The organism is Comamonas denitrificans, from assembly GCF_042654745.1.
Classification (GTDB): Bacteria; Pseudomonadota; Gammaproteobacteria; order Burkholderiales; family Burkholderiaceae_C; genus Comamonas; species Comamonas denitrificans.
Genome location: NZ_JBHSEY010000001.1, coordinates 106,067 through 124,255, shown reverse-complemented (window position 1 = coordinate 124,255; position 18,189 = coordinate 106,067). Strand labels below are relative to the sequence as shown.

18 protein-coding genes are annotated in these 18,189 nt (G+C 60.6%); 13 read left to right on the top strand and 5 right to left on the bottom strand.

Annotation, left to right across the window (positions count from 1 at the left end; genetic code table 11):
- Window positions 1-130 precede the first annotated feature (130 nt).
- Complete coding sequence (locus tag ACFO24_RS00645) at window positions 131-1,024, top strand: hypothetical protein (protein WP_377736153.1); 894 nt, start codon at window positions 131-133, stop codon at window positions 1,022-1,024.
- Between the two features lie 84 nt (window positions 1,025-1,108).
- On the opposite strand, the gene ACFO24_RS00640 is transcribed toward ACFO24_RS00645, so the two are convergent.
- The 3 genes from ACFO24_RS00640 to ACFO24_RS00630 form a co-directional block, all read right to left on the bottom strand.
- Entirely contained in the window at window positions 1,109-2,254 is a 1,146-nt protein-coding gene (locus ACFO24_RS00640; protein WP_377736151.1) for an alpha-hydroxy acid oxidase, read from the bottom strand.
- Window positions 2,255-2,274: 20 nt separating this feature from the next.
- Window positions 2,275-2,961: a Fe2+-dependent dioxygenase gene (locus tag ACFO24_RS00635; RefSeq protein ID WP_377736148.1), complete on the bottom strand. Its 687-nt coding sequence runs from the start codon at window positions 2,959-2,961 to the stop codon at window positions 2,275-2,277.
- A 73-nt stretch (window positions 2,962-3,034) separates the two neighbouring features.
- Entirely contained in the window at window positions 3,035-5,248 is a 2,214-nt protein-coding gene (locus ACFO24_RS00630; protein WP_377736145.1) for a catecholate siderophore receptor Fiu, read from the bottom strand.
- A 156-nt stretch (window positions 5,249-5,404) separates the two neighbouring features.
- Between ACFO24_RS00630 and htpG the strand changes: the two genes are divergently transcribed.
- A complete protein-coding gene (gene htpG / locus ACFO24_RS00625) occupies window positions 5,405-7,354 on the top strand; it encodes a molecular chaperone HtpG (protein WP_377736143.1) in 1,950 nt (649 codons plus the stop codon).
- Here htpG and ACFO24_RS00620 read toward each other — a convergent pair.
- Complete coding sequence (locus tag ACFO24_RS00620; RefSeq protein WP_377736140.1) at window positions 7,351-7,572, bottom strand: hypothetical protein; 222 nt, start codon at window positions 7,570-7,572, stop codon at window positions 7,351-7,353. The genes htpG and ACFO24_RS00620 overlap by 4 nt on opposite strands.
- Window positions 7,573-7,624: 52 nt before the next feature.
- Window positions 7,625-7,954 (bottom strand): flagellar hook-basal body complex protein FliE, encoded by a 330-nt coding sequence (fliE, locus tag ACFO24_RS00615; RefSeq protein ID WP_377736138.1) that lies wholly within the window; start codon window positions 7,952-7,954, stop codon window positions 7,625-7,627.
- A gap of 184 nt (window positions 7,955-8,138) precedes the next feature.
- Between fliE and fliF the strand changes: the two genes are divergently transcribed.
- The 11 genes from fliF to fliP all read left to right on the top strand — a co-directional run bounded on the left by fliF (window position 8,139) and on the right by fliP (window position 18,187).
- Window positions 8,139-9,839 (top strand): flagellar basal-body MS-ring/collar protein FliF, encoded by a 1,701-nt coding sequence (gene fliF, locus ACFO24_RS00610; RefSeq protein ID WP_207574600.1) that lies wholly within the window; start codon window positions 8,139-8,141, stop codon window positions 9,837-9,839.
- Window positions 9,840-9,877: 38 nt separating this feature from the next.
- A complete protein-coding gene (gene fliG / locus ACFO24_RS00605; protein ID WP_207574599.1) occupies window positions 9,878-10,873 on the top strand; it encodes a flagellar motor switch protein FliG in 996 nt (331 codons plus the stop codon).
- A gap of 12 nt (window positions 10,874-10,885) precedes the next feature.
- Window positions 10,886-11,719, top strand: coding sequence for a FliH/SctL family protein (locus tag ACFO24_RS00600; RefSeq protein ID WP_207574598.1), 834 nt, complete (start codon window positions 10,886-10,888; stop codon window positions 11,717-11,719).
- A complete protein-coding gene (gene fliI, locus ACFO24_RS00595) occupies window positions 11,712-13,109 on the top strand; it encodes a flagellar protein export ATPase FliI (protein ID WP_207574597.1) in 1,398 nt (465 codons plus the stop codon). The genes ACFO24_RS00600 and fliI overlap by 8 nt, the downstream gene beginning before the upstream one ends.
- Before the next feature lie 29 nt (window positions 13,110-13,138).
- Window positions 13,139-13,603 carry a flagellar export protein FliJ gene (locus tag ACFO24_RS00590; protein ID WP_207574596.1) on the top strand — a complete coding sequence of 155 codons (465 nt, stop codon included), beginning with the start codon at window positions 13,139-13,141 and terminating at the stop codon, window positions 13,601-13,603.
- 3 nt (window positions 13,604-13,606) lie between these two features.
- Complete coding sequence (fliK, locus tag ACFO24_RS00585; RefSeq protein WP_377736132.1) at window positions 13,607-14,878, top strand: flagellar hook-length control protein FliK; 1,272 nt, start codon at window positions 13,607-13,609, stop codon at window positions 14,876-14,878.
- 163 nt (window positions 14,879-15,041) lie between these two features.
- Window positions 15,042-15,617, top strand: coding sequence for a flagellar basal body-associated FliL family protein (locus tag ACFO24_RS00580; RefSeq protein WP_207574594.1), 576 nt, complete (start codon window positions 15,042-15,044; stop codon window positions 15,615-15,617).
- 21 nt (window positions 15,618-15,638) lie between these two features.
- Window positions 15,639-16,634: a flagellar motor switch protein FliM gene (gene fliM, locus ACFO24_RS00575; RefSeq protein WP_207574593.1), complete on the top strand. Its 996-nt coding sequence runs from the start codon at window positions 15,639-15,641 to the stop codon at window positions 16,632-16,634.
- A complete protein-coding gene (gene fliN / locus ACFO24_RS00570) occupies window positions 16,634-17,080 on the top strand; it encodes a flagellar motor switch protein FliN (RefSeq protein WP_377736127.1) in 447 nt (148 codons plus the stop codon). The genes fliM and fliN overlap by 1 nt, the downstream gene beginning before the upstream one ends.
- A gap of 10 nt (window positions 17,081-17,090) precedes the next feature.
- On the top strand, window positions 17,091-17,450 hold the full coding sequence (locus ACFO24_RS00565) for a flagellar biosynthetic protein FliO (RefSeq protein ID WP_377736125.1): 360 nt from the start codon (window positions 17,091-17,093) through the stop codon (window positions 17,448-17,450).
- Complete coding sequence (gene fliP / locus ACFO24_RS00560) at window positions 17,450-18,187, top strand: flagellar type III secretion system pore protein FliP (protein ID WP_207574591.1); 738 nt, start codon at window positions 17,450-17,452, stop codon at window positions 18,185-18,187. The genes ACFO24_RS00565 and fliP overlap by 1 nt, the downstream gene beginning before the upstream one ends.
- Window positions 18,188-18,189: the final 2 nt, after the last annotated feature.

The following is an 18,189-nucleotide window of genomic DNA, read 5'->3' as shown; positions in this document are numbered from 1 at the left end:
GATGGGCAAAATTTTTTTATGCAGTGCCTGCCTTGCCCTCTTTTCTTGCCCCCGCTGCGGGCCAGGGGCCGACAAAGCGGCAGTGGTACAGGCACAATTGCGCCTTAATTTGTCTTGCCTAGAGTTGGCCATGCCCCCCTTTAAACCCAAATCCTCCTCCGGTGGCCGCCCTGCCCGCCGCGACCCTTCTGCCACCCCACGCCGCGAGGGGGGCGACCGGCCCAGCTTCCGCAGTGACGACCGAGGCCCACGCCGCGAAGGTGGCGAGCGCCAAGAACGCCGTTTTGAAGGCGGTGACCGCCCGCAGCGTCGCTTTGACAACGACCGCCCCAGCTTCCGCAGTGATGACCGAGGCCCGCGCCGTGAGGGCGGCGAGCGCCAAGAACGCCGTTTTGAAGGCGGTGACCGCCCGCAGCGCCGCTTTGAGGGCAATGACCGGCCGCCACGCCGTGAAGGGGGCGAGCGCCCCAGCTTCCGCAGCGACGACCGAGGCCCGCGCCGTGAGGGCGGCGAGCGCCAAGAGCGCCGTTTTGAGGGTGGTGACCGTCCGCAGCGCCGCTTTGACAACGACCGCCCCAGCTTCCGCAGCGATGACCGAGGCCCACGCCGCGAAGGCGGCGAGCGCCAAGAGCGCCGTTTTGAGGGTGGTGACCGCCCGCAGCGTCGCTTTGAGGGCAATGACCGGCCGCCACGCCGTGAAGGGGGCGACCGCCCCAGCTTCCGCAGCGATTACCGAGGCCCGCGCCGTGAGGGCGGCGAGCGCCAAGAGCGTGGCCCGCGCAGTGACCGTCCCCAGCGGGACTTTTCAGATCGTGCGCCACGCGGCGACTTTGACCGCGCGGCACAGCGCTCGGCCCCTGCGCCAGAAGGCGAACAGCCGGGTCGGCGGGGCAGCATTCGCACCTACCGCGCCCCGGCCAGCCTGAAGGGCAAGGCCGCGCCGATCAAGGTGATTCGCCCAGAGGACACCCCGCCCGAGGGGGCAGAACCGCGCTTTCGCCACCGCAAGCCACGGGCTGAATAAATAGCTGGTTGCGCTTATAAACAAAGCGATTGCGCTTTAAATCAAGTTAAAACCTTTACAAAGAGCGCGGTAAGCGCTCTTTTTTTAGCTGTTTTTCCAAAGAATGCCTGGGCCAATGTCGGCCAACGTAGCGCACCCCAGTTGCGCCATGGCCAGCTCCAACTCGCTACGCAACAGGTGCAGCATGTGGGCCACCCCCAGCCAGCCCGCACAGGCCAGGGCGTGCAGTTGCGGTCGGCCCACCAACACGGCGCTGGCTCCCAAGGCCAGGGCTTTGACCACATCGGTGCCCCAGCGCACGCCGCTATCGAGCAGCAGCGGCACATGCACCGCCTGGGCGATGGCGGGCAGCACTTCCAGCGGGCTGACCACGCCGTCCAGCACCCGCCCGCCGTGGTTGGAGACGATGAGTGCATCCACCCCCGCTTCGACCAGCTGGCGGGCCTGCGCCGGGTGCAACACGCCTTTGACAATCAGCGGCAGCCGGGTGTGCGCGCGCAGCCAGCGCAACTCGTCCCAACGGGGCGCTTGCTGTACCAGCGGGGTGCCAAACAGCGGCGGGCCGTCGATGCTGCTGGCCTGCGGGCGCGGGGCGATGTGGCGCAGGTTGGCTGCTTGCACACCGGCGGGCAAGGCAAAGCCGGAGCGTTTGATGCTGGCATCCACCGTCCAGACGATGGCCTCGTAGCCCGCGTTTTCGGCCCGCTGCACCAGCTCCAGCGTGTGCTGGCGCTCGGCCTGGGAATAGAGCTGAAACCACAGCGGCCCGCGCCGCTGCAAGGCGCTGCGGGTGTGCTGTGCCTCGTGCGCAATCGCCTCCAGCGTGTGACTGCTCAGGGTGCTGGCCACCATGCCCGCTTGCAAGGCGGTGGCGGCGCGCACGCTGGCCAGTTCGCCCTCAGGGTGGGCCAGGGTTTGGTAGGCCACGGGGGCCAGCAGGATGGGGTGTTCTAGCGGCTGGCCCAGCAGGGTTTGGCGCGTGTGCGCGGCGCTCAAATCGGCCAGCGGCTGGGGCAGCAGGCGCAGCGCATCAAAGGCAGCGCGGTTGTGCGCCAGGGTGTGTTGCTGATCGGCCCCGCCCTGGATGTGCTGCCAGGCGCTGGCTTCGATGTGCTGGCGGGCCTGTTGCTCGTAGTCGGGCAGGCTGGTCAATGGTGCCGGTGTTGGCAGCGCAGGCTCGACGGGCTGGCCCAGGATGTTCAAGCGTGCAGGGCGTTGGGTGTGTTCCATGGCGTGCATGTGGCAGGAAGTTAGGTTTCTGCCCACATGCGTAGCAGGTTGTGGTAGTGCCCCGTCAGGCTCAAGGCCTCGGCAGTTTCCCCGTGCTTGGTGCGCAGGCTGGTGATGGCTTGGTCTATTTCAAAGAGCAGGCTGCGCTTGGCAGTGTCGCGCACCATGCTTTGCGTCCAGAAAAAAGAGCAGACCCGCTCTCCCCGTGTGACCGGCTCGACCCGGTGCAGGCTTGTCGAGGGGTAAAGAATCAAATCTCCTGCCGGGAGCTTCACTTCGTGTGTGCCGTAGGTGTCTTCTACGACTAACTCGCCGCCGTCGTAGTCTTCGGGGTCGCAGAGAAACAATGTGCTGGAGACATCGGTGCGCAGCCACAGATCCGAACCGGGTACACGCCGTGCAGCACCATCGACGTGGGTGCCGTAGGTTTCGTTGCCGGCTTCGGCGTAGCGGTTGAACAAGGGGGGCATGGTGCGTGCGGGCAGGGCTGCGCTAAAAAACTGTCCATTGGCGGCCAAGGCTTGCAGGATGATTCGGCCTTGCTCCAGCGCAACGGCGGAGTTTTCGGGCAATTGCCGGTTACGCTTGACCAGTACGCCCTGGTTGCCTGCCGTGGTCCGTCCGTCCACCCATTGCGCGGCATCAATGGCGGCGCGCATGGTTGCAACTTGTTCACGGGTCAGTATGTTGGGGATGTGCAGCAGCATCAAAAGTCCTTTACAGAAAAACCCCGCCACTTGCGTGGCGGGGTTGGTTGGGGCTAGGCAGCGGTGGTTGCCATTAGAACTTGAAGTTGGCCGTCAATCGTGCCGAGCGCTCCAGGCCCGGGGTGTAGCGAAAGCCCAGCTTGTTCATGGAGGTCATGTATTTCTTGTTGAACAGGTTGAAGACGTTCAACTGCAAGTCCAGATTTTTATTGACTTGGTAAGAAACCATGGCATCGGCCACCCAGTAGGAAGGAATGACGCTGGGCGTGGTCGCATTCTTCACTTCCCGTTTGATGCTGGCGGTGTAGCGTGCGCCGCCGCCCACGGTCAGCCCCATCGGCATGCGGTAGGTGGACCACAGAGAGAAGGCGCTTTTCGGGGCATGGGGCAGGCTGTCAGAGCCATCCTCTGTCATGGCCGCACCTTTGGCGACCTTGGTTTTTTGCAGGGTGTAGGCGGCAATGACGTTCCAGTCCTTGGTGATTTGGCCCGTTGCCGACAGCTCGATGCCCTGAACCCGCTTTTTGCCGCCTTGCGTGATGGTGCCATCGTCCTCGGTATACACCTCGTTGGTGATTTCGGTACGGAATAAGGCTCCGGCCAGCAACAGGCGCTGATCCAGCAGCTCCCACTTGGTGCCCAGTTCCAGCGTTTTGGATTTCTGGGGGTCCATATTGGGGTTGTTGGCATTGTTCGCATTGGCAGAGAGAGAGTAAGCGCCAAAACTGGCTGTACCGCCTGGGGGCAGTTGCGACAGGGCGTAGTTGGCGTAGATGTTGCCGTTAGGGGCCAGTTTGTAGAGGGCGCCCAGTTTGTAGGTCAGCAGGTGGCCGCTGGCATCCAGGTCGGTGGTGCTGGTGGCGTTGCTGGTGTGGTATTTAGTTTTGTAGCGGTCGTAACGCAAACCGGCGTTCGCTTGCCACTGCTCGTTGAGCTTGAGGGTGTCAAAAGCGTACAGGGCTGCCGTGTTGGTGGTCCACTTGCCATCATGCCCGTTGCGGGTGAAGGTCAGGCCGCTGTGGGTGAGTGCGGGGTTGTAGAGATTGACAGCGGGAATGGTGCCGACTTTGTTGAGGCCATAGTTGGTTTGCTCCTCGCGTGTCAGCTCCAGTCCAGCGCTGAGGCTGTGTTCGACATTGCCAGTTTTGAATTTGGTGCTCAGGTTGGTCTGGTTGGTGAGAATTTCGTTTTCCAACTGTTTGGCCGCACCCAGGCGCGAAATGGTCCAGTTTTTAGGATCAGGGTCGGTGGAGGTGATACCGCCAGCCGTCAATGCCAGGTAGTCATCCTTGTTGCGGCCCCAGCGCGTGGTGTTGCGCAATGTGGTGTCTGCACCGAAGTCTTGCTCCAGACGCACTGTCAGCATGCTGGCTGTGGAGTTGTCGTGCGAGTCGGAGCTGCCGTAGTAGTTGCTGCTATCAACTTTGGCCGCAGTATTGCGATCGGCATTGGCCCCCGCATGGCCGGACCAGCCAATCAGGGGAACGCCGCTTTCAGGCGTGTTGGTTTGCTTGACGTGCAGCACGTCAAGGAAAGCGCGGGTGCTGGTGCCCAAGCCCAGACCCAAGGAGGCAGCAATCCCCCAACGGTCGTTTTTCACTTCATCGCGGCCAGCCACGCCCGCCTCTTGCCCCATCACGTTCAAGCGCACGGCAGTGGTATCGCCCAGTTTGCGGTTGAGGTCTGCGGTGGTGCGTTTGTATTGGCCACTGCCCAGGCCCAGGCTGCCCGAGAAGCTGTTTTCCAGATTGGCTTGTTTGGTGACCAGATTGATCGAGCCGGCGGGGGAGCTGCGCCCATAGTCGGTGCCTGCTGCGCCTTTGGTCACCTCCAGCGCTTCAATGTTGAACATCTCGCGCGAGAGGGTGCCCAGGTCGCGCACACCATCAACGTAGATGCTGTTGGACGCATCAAAGCCGCGCATATAGATGGCATCGCCCATGGTGGGGCCGCCATTGCCTTCGCCTGCGTTGAATGTGCCCGCACCGGGGATGTTGCGCAGTGCTTCGGTCAAGGTGGTCGCGCTTTGGTCTTTGAGCACCTGCTCGTTGATAACCTGGATGGTTTGCGTGGTTTCTGCCAGGGGCGCGGTGTATTTGGGCGAAGCCAATGGTGCCGGGGCATAGCCAGTTTCTTGTGTGGCTTGCACCTTGACTTCTTGCAAGGTGGTTTCTGCCGCAACCTGTGCATGGGCTGCGGGCAGCCCGAGCGATGCGACAGTGGCGGCAGCAATCAGGCTGGCTGAGGGGTGTTTACGACTTTTGATGTGCGGAGAAGATTTCGACATAACCGAAGTTGGTGAGAATGCGTTTGAGAGAAAGCAAGAACTTGTTGCTTTTAGCAATGCCGCCTTGCATACGAGTCGCTCTTGAAATTCCCTCCGTCAGCCCTACGTACCCCTGCGTTGCCGGGCTTGTCCGGTGTGTTTTTTGGTGATTTTTCTATGAGCAAACATACCCATTCCTTTCAGGCCGAAGTGGCGCAATTGCTGCACCTGGTCACCCACTCGCTGTACTCCAACCCCGAAATCTTTCTGCGCGAGCTGATCTCCAACGCCTCCGATGCGTGCGACAAACTGCGCTTTGAAGCCTTGAACGACAGCAGCCTGTACGGCGATCAGCCCAACCTGGAAGTGCGCCTGGCGTTCGACAAGGATGCCAAAACGCTGACCATTACCGACACCGGCATCGGCATGAGTGCGCAAGAGGCCATCGACCACCTGGGCACCATTGCCAAGAGCGGCACCAAGGCGTTCATGGAGCAGCTCTCGGGCGATCAAAAATCCGATGCCCAGCTGATTGGCCAGTTTGGCGTGGGCTTTTATTCCGGCTTCATCGTGGCCGACAAAATCACCGTGGAATCGCGCCGCGCGGGCCTGCCCGAGACTGAAGGCGTGCGCTGGACAAGCAGCGGCACGGGCGACTTTGAGGTGGAAACCATCACCCGCCCGCAACGCGGCACCAGCGTCATCCTGCACCTGCGCGATGACCAGCTGGAGTTTCTGAACGCTTGGAAACTCAAATCGCTGGTGAGCAAATACTCCGACCACATCAGCCTGCCCATCCTGATGGAAAAGGAAGAGTGGAAAGACAGCGACAAAGAAGGCGAACCCGGTGCCATGGTGAAAACCGGCGAGTGGGAAACCGTGAACAAGGCCAGCGCCCTGTGGACGCGCGCCAAAAAAGACATCACCGCCGAGCAGTACCAAGAGTTCTACAAAAGCATCAGCCACGACCACGAAGACCCGCTGGCCTGGGCGCACAACCGCGTGGAAGGCAACAGCGAGTACACGCAGCTGCTCTACATCCCCGCCAAGGCCCCGTTTGACCTGTACACCCGCGACAAGCACGCGGGCATCAAGCTGTACGTCAAGCGCGTGTTCATCATGGACGATGCCGAAGCGCTCATGCCGCAGTACCTGCGCTTTGTCAAAGGCGTGATCGATTCCGCCGACCTGCCGCTGAACGTTTCTAGAGAACTGCTGCAAGAAAGCCGCGACGTGCGCCTGATCCGCGATGGCTCGGTCAAGCGCGTGCTGTCGATGCTGGAAGACCTGGCCAAGCACGACAAGCACGAGGCCAGCACCGATGCCGACGGTGTCACCGACGTGGTCAGCGAAGAAGACAAGGCCAAGGAAGGCAAGTACACCCGCTTCTACGCCGAGTTTGGCCCGGTGCTCAAAGAAGGCCTGGGCGAAGACTTTGCCAACCGCGAGCGCATCGCCAAGCTGCTGCGCTTTGCCTCGACCAGCAGCGACGCGCCCACCGTGGGTTTTGCCGATTACAAGGCGCGCATGAAAGAGGGCCAGGAAGCCATCTACTACATCACCGCCGACACCCTGGCCGCGGCCAAAAACAGCCCGCAGCTGGAAGTGTTCAAGAAAAAGGGCATTGAAGTGCTGCTCATGACCGACCGCGTGGACGAGTGGGCGCTCAATTACCTGCACGACTTCGACGGCACGCCGCTGCAAAGCGTGGCCAAGGGCGCGGTCGATTTGGGCAAGCTGCAAGACGAAGAAGAGAAAAAGGCCGCCGAGGAAGCCGCCGAAGCCTTCAAGCCCCTGCTGGCCAAGCTCAAAGAAGCGCTCAAAGACAAAGCCGAAGATGTGCGCGTGACCTCGCGTCTGGTCGATTCGCCCGCCTGCCTGGTGGTGCAAGAAGGCGACATGAGCAGCCAGCTGGCCCGCATGTTGAAACAGGCCGGGCAGAGCGTGCCCAACAGCAAACCGGTGCTGGAGGTGAACCCCGAGCACGCACTGGTGAAAAAGCTCGATGGCAGCGTGCATTTCCACGACCTGGCGCACATTTTGTTTGACCAAGCCCTGCTGGCCGAGGGCGGCCAACTGGAAGACCCGGCGGCCTACGTCCAGCGCGTGAATGCGTTGCTGGTTTAATTAAAGTAGCTGATTGCGCTTTGATTTAATGGTTTTTTATAGTTTTTAACGTAAATACCTATAATTAATAAGCGCAAGCAGCTATTAAAAATATAAAACCCTGGTGGGCATGCCTGCCGCCAGGGTTCTTTTTTTGCCGGTTGTTTTGCCGCTTGTTTTGCCCATTGATCCGGGGCGATGGACAGGCAAAAAAAAGCCGCTGCCCAGGAAACTGGCACAGCGACATCAAGAAGGGAACTGGTTCAAAAAAAGAAAAAAAGCTGGGCTGTTTTACACCTGCATGTTCATCACATCGGTGTAGGCCTGCACCAAGCGGTTGCGCACTTGCAGCGTGGCTTGAAAGCCGATTTGGGCTTTTTGCATGGCGACCATGGTCTCTTCCAGGCTGACGGCCGGGTTTTCCATTTGCACTTGGCGCTGTAGGTGGCTGGAATTGTTTTGGGCTGCGCTGACCGAGCGCAGGGCGCTTTCCAGCGCCACGCCAAAACCGTGCCCCTCGGCTTCTGCGGCCTGGATGGGTTTGGTCAAACGGGCGGCGGCATCGTTGGCGGTGCGCAGGGCAGACAGGGCGCTTTGAATGTTTTGAATGCGGGTGTCCATGGTGTGCCTCCTGATCGGGGTGAACTTAACTTGACCGCAATCGTAGTGGTCTGCGCTGGCGCTGGTGAAGGGAAAAACTGGGCAAAAGGGGGGCTTATCGCCTGACCGCAGGGCAGGGATATTTGAATAATCGAGAGCACCTTGGGTTGCGTGCCGACCCTTGTAACTCGTTGGAAAAAAGAATATGTCCGCCCTTGCTGAAGTTCCTGCTGCTCAGACTCCCCCCGCTGTTACCGGCACCCCTGGTACAGGTGTTGCTGCCTTGCAGCAGCGTTTGAACCAAATGGACCGTGGGCAACGCCTGCGCTGGGGCGGCCTGGCCGCCTTGGCGGTGGTGGCCGTGGTGGCGGCGGTGCTGTTTTCCCGCCAGCCCGATTACAAGGTGCTGTTCTCCAGTTTGACGGACAAAGATGCCGGGGCCATCGTCGCCCAGCTGACCCAAATGAACGTGCCTTACCGCTACACCGAGGGCGGCGGGGCCATTTTGGTGCCGGCCGACAAGGTCCACGATGCCCGCCTGAAGCTGGCCACCCAGGGCCTGCCCAAGGGCTCAGTGGCCGGCTTTGAGGTGATGGACAACAGCAAATTTGGCATCACCCAGTTCCAAGAGCGTGTGAATTACCAGCGGGCCCTGGAAGGGGAGCTGACCCGCTCCATCCAAGGCCTGTCGGCGGTGCAAGATGCCCGCGTGCACCTGGCCTTGCCCAATCAAAATGGTTTTTTCCGCGAGCAGCAAAAGCCTTCGGCCTCGGTGATCGTCAATCTCTACCCCGGCCGAGGGCTTGATCGCACGCAAATTGCCGGCATCGTGCATTTGGTCGCCTCCAGCGTGCCGGAGCTGGCCCCCAGCAGCGTGAGTGTTTTGGATGAAAGCGGCAAGCTGCTCTCGCAAGAGCCCGATGGCAAAGACGGTGTGGTCGATCTGCAGCAGCTGATGTACCAGCAGCAGCTGGAAAAACAATACGTGCAGCGCATTTTGGACATCCTGGAGCCGGTGGTCGGCCAGGGCAACGTCAAAGCGCAGGTCACCGCCGATTTGGATTTTTCGCAGTCCGAATCAACGTCTGAGCTGCACGCGCCCAACCAAGGCGAAAGCGTCAATAGCGCCATTCGCAGCCGCCAATCGGTGGAAAGCACCGGGGCCCCCAAAGACCTGCCGCCCACCGGTGTTCCTGGGGCCACCACCAACCAGCCCCCCCAAGCAGCCGCTGCACCGATTAACGGCCAAGCCCAGCCTTTGCGCACCGCGCAAGAAGGGCAGAGTGATTTCCTGGCCATTCCTGGCAGCAAGCGCGAAGTGATCACCAATTACGAGGTCGATAAAACCATTCGCGTCACCCGCAACAGCACCGGCGGCATTAAACGCATGACGGCGGCGGTGGTCGTCAATTACCTGCCAGGCACCCCGGCCGAGGCCGGTGGCGTGGCCACGCCCCAGCCCATGACCGAGCAGCAGCAAGCGCAAATGCTGGCCTTGGTGCGCGAGACCATTGGCTTTAACGCCGAGCGGGGCGATTCGGTGAACCTGATGAACACCCCGTTCCAGGCCGCGCCGCGCTTGGCCTCGGACTTGCCGGTGTGGCAGCAGCCCGAGACCATTGAAATGGTCAAAACCATTGGCTGGCCCGTGGGCTTTGTGCTGGCGGCGCTGATTTTGATGTTTGGCGTGGTGCGCCCCCTGGTCAAGAGCCGCCGCAAGAAAGAGATGCAGGCCCAGCTTGATCTGCTGGAGGCCGAGGAGCTGGAGCGCCCTGCCCTGCCGCAAAAACCGGGTGATTTGCCACCCGAGCAGATCCGCTTGGACCAGGCCCGCGCCTTGGCCAAGCAAAACCCGATTGCCGTGGCCAACATTATTAAAACTTGGGTCAATGGGCCAGAGGCGTGAGCGCCGGCTGCCACCTATCAACGTAAAGAGTAATGGCTATGGATGACCGTGGTTTGAATGATGCTGCAATCTTGCTCATGTCCCTGGGCGAGGAAGAGGCGGCCGAGGTGTTTAAGCACCTCTCGCCCAAAGAAGTGCAAAAACTGGGCGAAACCATCGCCCGCATGCGGGGGGTGACCAAAGAGAAAGTCGATTTTGTGGTGGCGCGGTTTACCGACGATTGCGCCTCGCAAAGCTTGCTGGTGGAAGATGCCAGCGATTACGTGAAATCGGTGCTGCGCCGCGCCCTGGGGGACGATAAGGCCTCGCTGCTGCTTGATCGCATCTTGCAAGGCGGCGATGTCTCGGGCATTGAAAGCCTGAAATGGATGGACCCCGTCTCGGTGGCCGAGCTGCTGCGCAATGAGCACCCGCAAATTGTCGCGGCGATTTTGGTGCACCTGGAGTACGAACAATCGGCCGCTGTGTTGATGCAGCTGCCAGAGCGCATGCGCAGCGAGGTGATGCTGCGCGTGGCCACGCTGGAGGGGATCCAGCCCTCGGCCTTGAAAGACTTGAACGAAGTGCTCTACCAAGTGCTGGCCGGTGGCGACAAGATTCGCAAAACTTCGCTGGGCGGCGTGAAAACTGCGGCCGAGATGATGAACTTGCTCGGCGGCAACGCCGATGTGGCGGTGCTGGACACCATCCGCAACTACGACGCGGATTTGGCGCAAAAGATCATGGACAAGATGTTCGTCTTCGACGACCTGGTCAAGCTCGATGGCCCATCGCTGCAGCTGGTGCTGCGCGAAGTGGCCTCCGAGACGCTGATCGTGGCCCTCAAAGGCGGCTCCATGGAAGTGCGCGACAAGATTTTGGCGAATATGTCCAAACGCGCCGCCGAAGCGCTGCGCGAGGATTTGGAAGGCCGGGGCCCGATGCGCCTGTCCGAGGTGGAAGCGCAGCAAAAAGAAGTGCTCAAAATCGTGCGCCGTCTGGCCGACGAGCAGCAAATCACCATCGGTGGTGGTGCCGAAGACGCTTTCGTTTAACAGGAATGCGCCATGGCAAACACGACCAACCATTCAAAAACACGGTTCATCCCCAGCGAAGAGCTGCAAGATCGGCAGGTGCGCTTGTGGCGCTTTGGCGATGTTGGCCTGGGCACCCCAGGGGGCAGCGTGCTGCCGCCCCTGGACAGTGGCGCTGGCCTGCAGCCGTTGATGCAAGAGGCACCGGCAGAGAGCGCGCTGGAGGATGCGGCATATTTGCCCGAAGCCGACGATGCTGCCGCGCCCGAAGAGGCCGAGCCTGCCGCACCGGCGCTGGATGAAGAGGCTTTGCAGCAGTTGCTGGAGCAAGCACGCCAAGAAGGCTTTGCACAAGGCTTGGAGCAAGGCCTGCAACAAGCGGGCCAAGAGTGGCAGCAGCGCATGCAGGACTACCAAAACAACCAAGGGCGTGAGCAAGGCCAGCGCCTGAGCGAAATTGTCCATCAAGCGCAAAACGGCATTCAGGGCTTGCAGCAGCAGGTCGCACCCGATTTGCTGCAACTGGCGTGCGACATTGCCCGCCAAGTGGTGCGCCAGGAATTGCGCACCAACCCCCAAGCCTTGATGCCCGTGCTGCGCGAAGCCTTGGACATGTTGGGCGCAGAAACCAAGCCCGCCACCGTGCGCCTGCACCCGCAGGACTGGCAGGTGCTGGAGCCGCATATTCGCGCCGCCATGCCCAATCCAAAAGTTGAATGGCTGCAAGATGCCAGCGTGCCCCTGGGCGGCTGCTTGGTGGAAAGCCAAGGGGCCCAGGTCGATGGCAGCCTGGAAAAACGTTGGCAGCGGGCCGTGGCGGCCCTGGGCCTGGTCTCTACCTGGTACGAGGGGGCCCCCCATGGCTGAATTGGCCCAGCAGCTGCAAGCCATGCTGCAGCAAGGCAGTGCCCGGCTGAAGCAGCCTTTGCCGCTGCCCCACCACGGCACCTTGACGCGGCTGACCGGCCTGGTGCTGGAATCCTCAGGCCTGCGTGCACCGGTCGGAGCGCAATGCCATTTGCAAATGCCAGGGCAAGAGCCGGTGTTGGCCGAAGTGGTTGGTTTTGCGGGCGATCGGGCATTTTTAATGCCTGCGGGCGATATCCAAGGCCTGTCGTGTGGCGCAACGGTGACGGCGGCACCGCCGTTTATTCCCCCGCTCCAATTGGGCGACACCCAGGTGCCGGACATGGCCACCGGGGTGCTGCGTTTGCCCATTGGCGATGGCTTGCTGGGCCGGGTGGTCGATTCCCAAGGCATCGCCCTGGACCATGGCGGTGATTTACAGAATGTGCAAGCCATGGAGCTGGAGCGCGAGCCGCTCAATGCCATGGAACGCGCCCCGGTGCGCGAAAGCCTGGATACCGGCGTGCGCGCCATCAACAGCCTGCTCACCGTGGGGCGCGGCCAGCGGCTGGGCTTGTTTGCCGGTTCTGGGGTGGGCAAATCGGTGCTGCTGGGCATGATGGCCCGCTACACCCAGGCCGACATCATCGTCGTTGGCCTGATTGGCGAACGCGGCCGCGAGGTCAAAGAGTTTGTGGAGGACATCCTCGGCGCCCAAGACCGCAGCCGCGCGGTGGTCGTTGCCGCCCCTGCGGATGCCCCGCCGCTGCTGCGCATGCAAGGGGCCAGCTATGCCACGGCAATTGCCGAGTACTTCCGCGACCAAGGCAAGCACGTGCTGCTGCTCATGGATTCGCTCACCCGCTATGCGCAGGCCCAGCGCGAAATTGCCCTGGCCATTGGCGAGCCACCGGCCACCAAAGGCTATCCCCCATCGTGCTTTGCCAAGCTGCCCGCGCTGGTCGAGCGCAGCGGCAATGGCTTGAATGGCGTGGGCTCCATCACGGCGTTCTATACCGTGCTTTCAGAAGGCGATGACCAGCAAGACCCAATTGCCGATGCTTCGCGGGCGATTTTGGACGGGCACTTTGTGCTCTCGCGCGCCCTGGCCGAGCAGGGGCATTACCCGGCGATTGACATTGAGCAATCGGCCTCGCGGGTAATGCACAACGTCGTCTCACGTGAGCATTTTGAGTTAGCTAGGCGCTTTAGGGCCGTCTATTCGTGCTATCAGAAAAGCAAAGATTTGATACAAGTAGGGGCGTATGTGAATGGCTCGGATCCGCAAGTAGACGAAGCCATTCGCTTGCAACCAAATATGAGCAAATTTCTCCAACAGACCATGTTTGAAGCTGCGCCCATGGAGCAAAGCGTGGCAGACATGCAGGCCGTCCTGGGCACGGCTGCTTAACACAAAGAAAACCAAGGAAAGGGGTGGTTATGTCTGCATTGAATGCCTTGATGGTGGCCATTGAGTTGGCTACGCGCAAGCGTGACGAAGCCCGCCAGCTGTTGCGCCAGCGCCAGCAATCTCTGGCTGCCGCCCAGGAGCAAATGCAGCAGCTGCAGTCCTACCAAGCCGAAATGCAGCAGCGCTGGGGGGCCCACGAGGGGGCCCAGCTCAAACCCGAGGTGATGTACCACCACCACCAATTTATGCAGCGTCTGCAGCACGCCATTGAGCTGCAAACCAAAGTGCTGCGCGACCAAGAGCTGCGCCTGCAGGCGGCCCAACAAGCCCTGATGAATACCGAGCTGCGCCTCACCAGTTTGCAAAAAGTAGTGCAGATGCGGCGCAAGGACATGGCATTAGCACAACAAAGACGCGAACAAAAGCAGACAGATGAGCGTGCAGCGCTACAGTTTATTGGCCGTACCTTCGGCATGCAGTTTCAGGAGGCATAAGCCATGGCAGTGACCACTTCGGCATCGATTGCCCCGCCGCCCGGCCTGGCCAAACCAGGGGCCAACGGAGCCGCGAAAAAAGAAGCCGACCATGACCTAGCCGCCCTGCCCTTTGGGCAGCTGCTCCAAGGCCTGGCAGACGACCCCCAGGCAGAGGCCCACAGTGCGCTGGCCGCCTTAGCCCAGCTGGCCGCAGCAACCCCAGGGGCTAAAGAATCCGCACTAGATTCGGAGGCGCTGAACGCCGAAACTGCAGGGCTGCTCCCCGGTGCCGTACTGGGTTTGGAGCATCTGCAAACCTTGGTGGGACAAACCTTGCGTTTGGATACCCAGGCCGATCGGCTGCAGCGCGAGGGCAGCAGCACCCCGTTGCCCTCGGCATTGCTGCCTGCGCAGTCCGCTATGGCCAAAGCGCTGGCAAGCGGCGAAACCCCCGCCGTGGCTTTGGGTGTTCAGTCGGCTGGCACCAACCCTCTTGCTGCCGGGCAGGCGCTTGTTGTTGATGCGCAGCAGGGGCAGATGGAGGCTGCGGCCGAAGATGCCCAAAGCCTGCTGGGCACTGCCCAGGCCGAGCCCGAAGTTGATACCAGCGCGGGCAAATTGCTGTTGCAAACAGGAGTATGGCAATTGGTCAGCCCCAGCGCCGCCGCGCCAGCGGCAGCCCTATTGGGGCACATGGGCCAATGGGCCACACAATGGCTGGGCAGCGCCGGTGGTGGTGGCGTGGCCGGGAAAAATTCTGAATCAGCCAATGGGTCAAAAAATACCGTGGGGCTGGAAGCCCTGCTGAGCGGGGGAGGAACTGGGCAGCGCCTGACCGAGCAAGCCGTCCAAGCCAGCACCGCCAGTCAAAATGCCCAAAACAACCCGGCCCCACAACCGCAGGCACAAGAGAATTTGCGCTTTTGGCTGCAAGGTGATCAGCAGCGCGGCGAAGTGGTAGTGCAACGCGACGGCAAGCCTTTGCGCGTGCAAGTGCAGATGCGGGGCAATCAAGCGCATGTAGTGTTTCGCAGCGACGAGGCCGAAGTGCGCACCCAGCTGGATGCTGGCTTGGCGCAATTGGGCGATTTGCTGGCCCAGCAGGGGCTGGCCTTGGCCGGTGCCCAGGTTCAGCCAGAGGCCCAGCCGGGGCAGTCGCACAATGCCGCACCCTACGAAGGCCAGGCACACCAAGGCCGCGTACAAGTGGCAGCCTCTGCTGTGGCCGGGGCAGCTGAAAACGCCAATGCCGGCCAGCCCAGCGGGCCAGGGCAGCTCAACGTTTATGTGTAGACAATCGCTGCTGCGCACGGCCGATGGCGGAAAATCATTTCTGTTTTAGGTGCTTATTCCGTGAAGAGCTTTGGACTAATTTGGCTATGATTTGTCACCTTGGTAGTAAATAGAGAGAATCCGCCCCTTATGGGTAAAACACTGATCGTGTTCCTTGAGAGGAATGGATCGGTTTCAAGAAGGAACCAACGTGGCCGCCTCTGGAGCAGCAACCGGTGATCAACCACCGGTAAAAAGTAAGAAAAAGTTAGTCATCATCATCCTTGCCGTTGTGGTGCTGCTGGTTGCAGCGGCAGGGGCTTTTTTGGTTCTGAATCAACGCAAGAATGAAGCCGACGAGGATGCCAAAGCGGCCGTGGTGGTGGTTCCTACCTTTTTGCCCTTGGAAAACTTGGTGGTCAATTTGTCCGATCCAGGGGGCGATCGCTTTATTCAGCTGGGCATCACCCTGGAATTGCGCGATGAAAAAGTGGCGGAACAGGTCAAGCAATACATGCCCAGCATTCGCGATGCGATTTTGCGCCTGGTGTCGCAGCACACTGCAGAAGACTTGCTGGGCCGCGAAGGCAAAGAGCAGCTCGCGCTTGCCATCCGCAAAGAGGTCGCCCGCCCGCTGACGGGCGAGACCAGGCGTAGCCGTGTGCAGGATGATGAAGACGGTTTTGAAGACGATGCGCCACGCCGCAAACCGGCTGAGCCGGTGCGCCGCGTGCTGTTTTCCAGCTTCATCATCCAGTAATTTAAGACTGGAGTGGTTGCCATGAGTGATTCTTTCCTGTCGCAAGAAGAAGTCGATGCCCTCTTGGAAGGGGTGACGGGCGAGAGCCAAAAAACCGATGTTGCCGAGGCGGAAGAAGGTGCGTTTCGCAATTACGACATTTCCAGCCAAGAGCGCATTGTGCGCGGTCGGATGCCGACGATGGAAATCGTCAATGAGCGTTTTGCCCGCAACTTCCGCATCGGCCTGTTTAACTTTATTCGGCGCAGCCCCGAGGTATCGGTGGGCAACGTCAGCGTGCAGCGCTACAGCGCCTTTTTGCGGCGTTTGGCGGTGCCGACCAACTTTAATATTGTTGGCATTCGACCTCTGCGCGGTAACGGCTTGGTGGTATGCGATCCGTCGCTGGTGTTTGGCATTATTGACACCTTGTACGGTGGCGCTGGCCGTTTGCAAACCCGGATTGAGGGGCGTGATTTTTCTGCGACTGAGCAGCGCGTGATCAACCGTCTGGTCGATGTCATCAGCGAGGAATACAAAAAGGCCTGGAATGGTATTTACCCATTAGAACTGGCCTACCAGCGCTCGGAAATGCAGCCGCAGTTTGCCAACATTGCCACGCCCAGTGAGATTGTGGTGTCCACCTCGTTTCAGCTGGAAATTGGCGATGTCTCGGGCGCAATCCATATTTGCATGCCCTATGCCACGATGGAGCCGATTCGCGATATTTTGTATTCCTCCACCCAGGGCGACTCGATGGAGGTCGATCGTCGTTGGGTGAAGGTACTGACCCGCGAAATTCAGTCGGCGGAGGTGACCTTGGTGGCGGAGCTGGCCCGCACCGACGCATCGGTGGAGCAACTCTTGGCGATGAAACCGGGTGACTTTATTGAGTTAGTGCGGGAGCCGCGCATTCGCGCCTCGATTGGCGGGGTTCCTGTGTTCGAATGCCAATATGGCACGCACAATAACAAATACGCAATTCGCATTGAGCAGTGCTTGCGCAGTGTTGAGTCCAATTGGACCGGAGAGAAATAATGGCGATAGACCAGAATAACGAAGCACCAGGTGGCGATGATCCATTTTCGGATTGGGCCGAAGCCTTGGAAGAGCAAAAACAGGTCGATGGCACCCCCGCAGCGTTGGACAGCGAGCAAGGCGGTCCTTTAACCGGCAAACCCAGCAGCGCCTATGCGCCCACTGGCACAGAAGTGCCGGTAAACGATATCAACATGGTGCTGGACATTCCAGTGCAGTTGTCCGTGGAGCTGGGGCGCACGAAAGTGCCAATCAAATACATCTTGCAACTGGCCCAAGGCTCGGTGGTGGAGCTGGACGCTTTGGCCGGCGAGCCCATGGATGTGCTGGTCAATGGCTACCTCATTGCCCAGGGGGAAGTGGTGGTGGTGAACGACAAATTCGGTATCCGCCTGACCGACGTGGTCACCCCCTCGGAGCGCCTGCGGCGCGTCAGCCGTGGCTGATGCCAGCAGTTTGAGCACCTCTCTTTTGGCTTTAGCGGCCATGGTGGTCGCCATGGCCGCTTTGCCGTGGGGACTGCGCCGCTGGCAGCAGCGCAACCAGATGGCGCGCGGGGTGGTGCAGGCCCAGATTCAGGTGCTGGGGGCCCTGGCCGTGGGGCCGGGGCAGCGCATTGTGACGGTGCAAGTACAGCGCAATGAGCAGACGACGTGTTTGGTTCTGGGGGTGACGGCGCACAGTATTCAGTGCCTGCACGTCCTGGGAGAGTCAGCGCAATCGGCCTCTTTAACGCCTGAAACCATTACCCCATCAGCGCAGAGTGCTACTCATTTTGCGCAAACCCTGGTGGCCGAGCAGGGCAAGGATTCGTGATGCGTGGAGCCAGGCTTTTACTGCTGGCCGCCAGCTTGCTGCCTGCACTGGTCGGTGCCCAAGAGGCCCCAAGCCTGCCCTTGATGGTGGGCAGTGGGCCCAACAACAGCTTTTCTGTTCCGATTCAAACGCTGCTGTTTTTTACCGCGCTATCGTTTTTGCCGGCCGTGTTGTTGATGATGACCGGGTTTACCCGCATCGTGATTGTGTTGAGCCTGATGCGCCAGGCGCTGGGAACCCAATCGTCGCCCCCCAACCAGGTGGTGATTGGCCTGTCGTTGTTCCTGACTTTGTTTGTCATGGGGCCGACGCTGGACCGGGTGTATGCCGAAGCGTACAAGCCCTACAGCGAAGGCAGCCTGACTTTTGAGCAGGCATTGCCCCGGGCCGAGGCACCCATGCGGGCCTTCATGATCCGCCAAACGCGCCAGTCCGATTACGCTTTGTTTGCCCGCTTGGCCAAGCTGCCCGAAGGCACGCAAATTGAAGAAGCCCCGTTTCGCGTGGTCGTGCCATCGTTTGTGATCAGTGAGTTGAAAACGGCTTTTCAAATCGGCTTCATGATTTTTATCCCGTTTTTGGTCATCGACATGGTGGTCTCCTCGGTGCTGATGTCCTTGGGGATGATGATGCTCTCACCGGTGCTGGTGGCGTTGCCCTTCAAGCTCATGCTGTTTGTGCTGGCCGATGGCTGGAATTTGCTGGTCGGGTCGCTGGCGGCCAGTTTTGCCACCTAGCC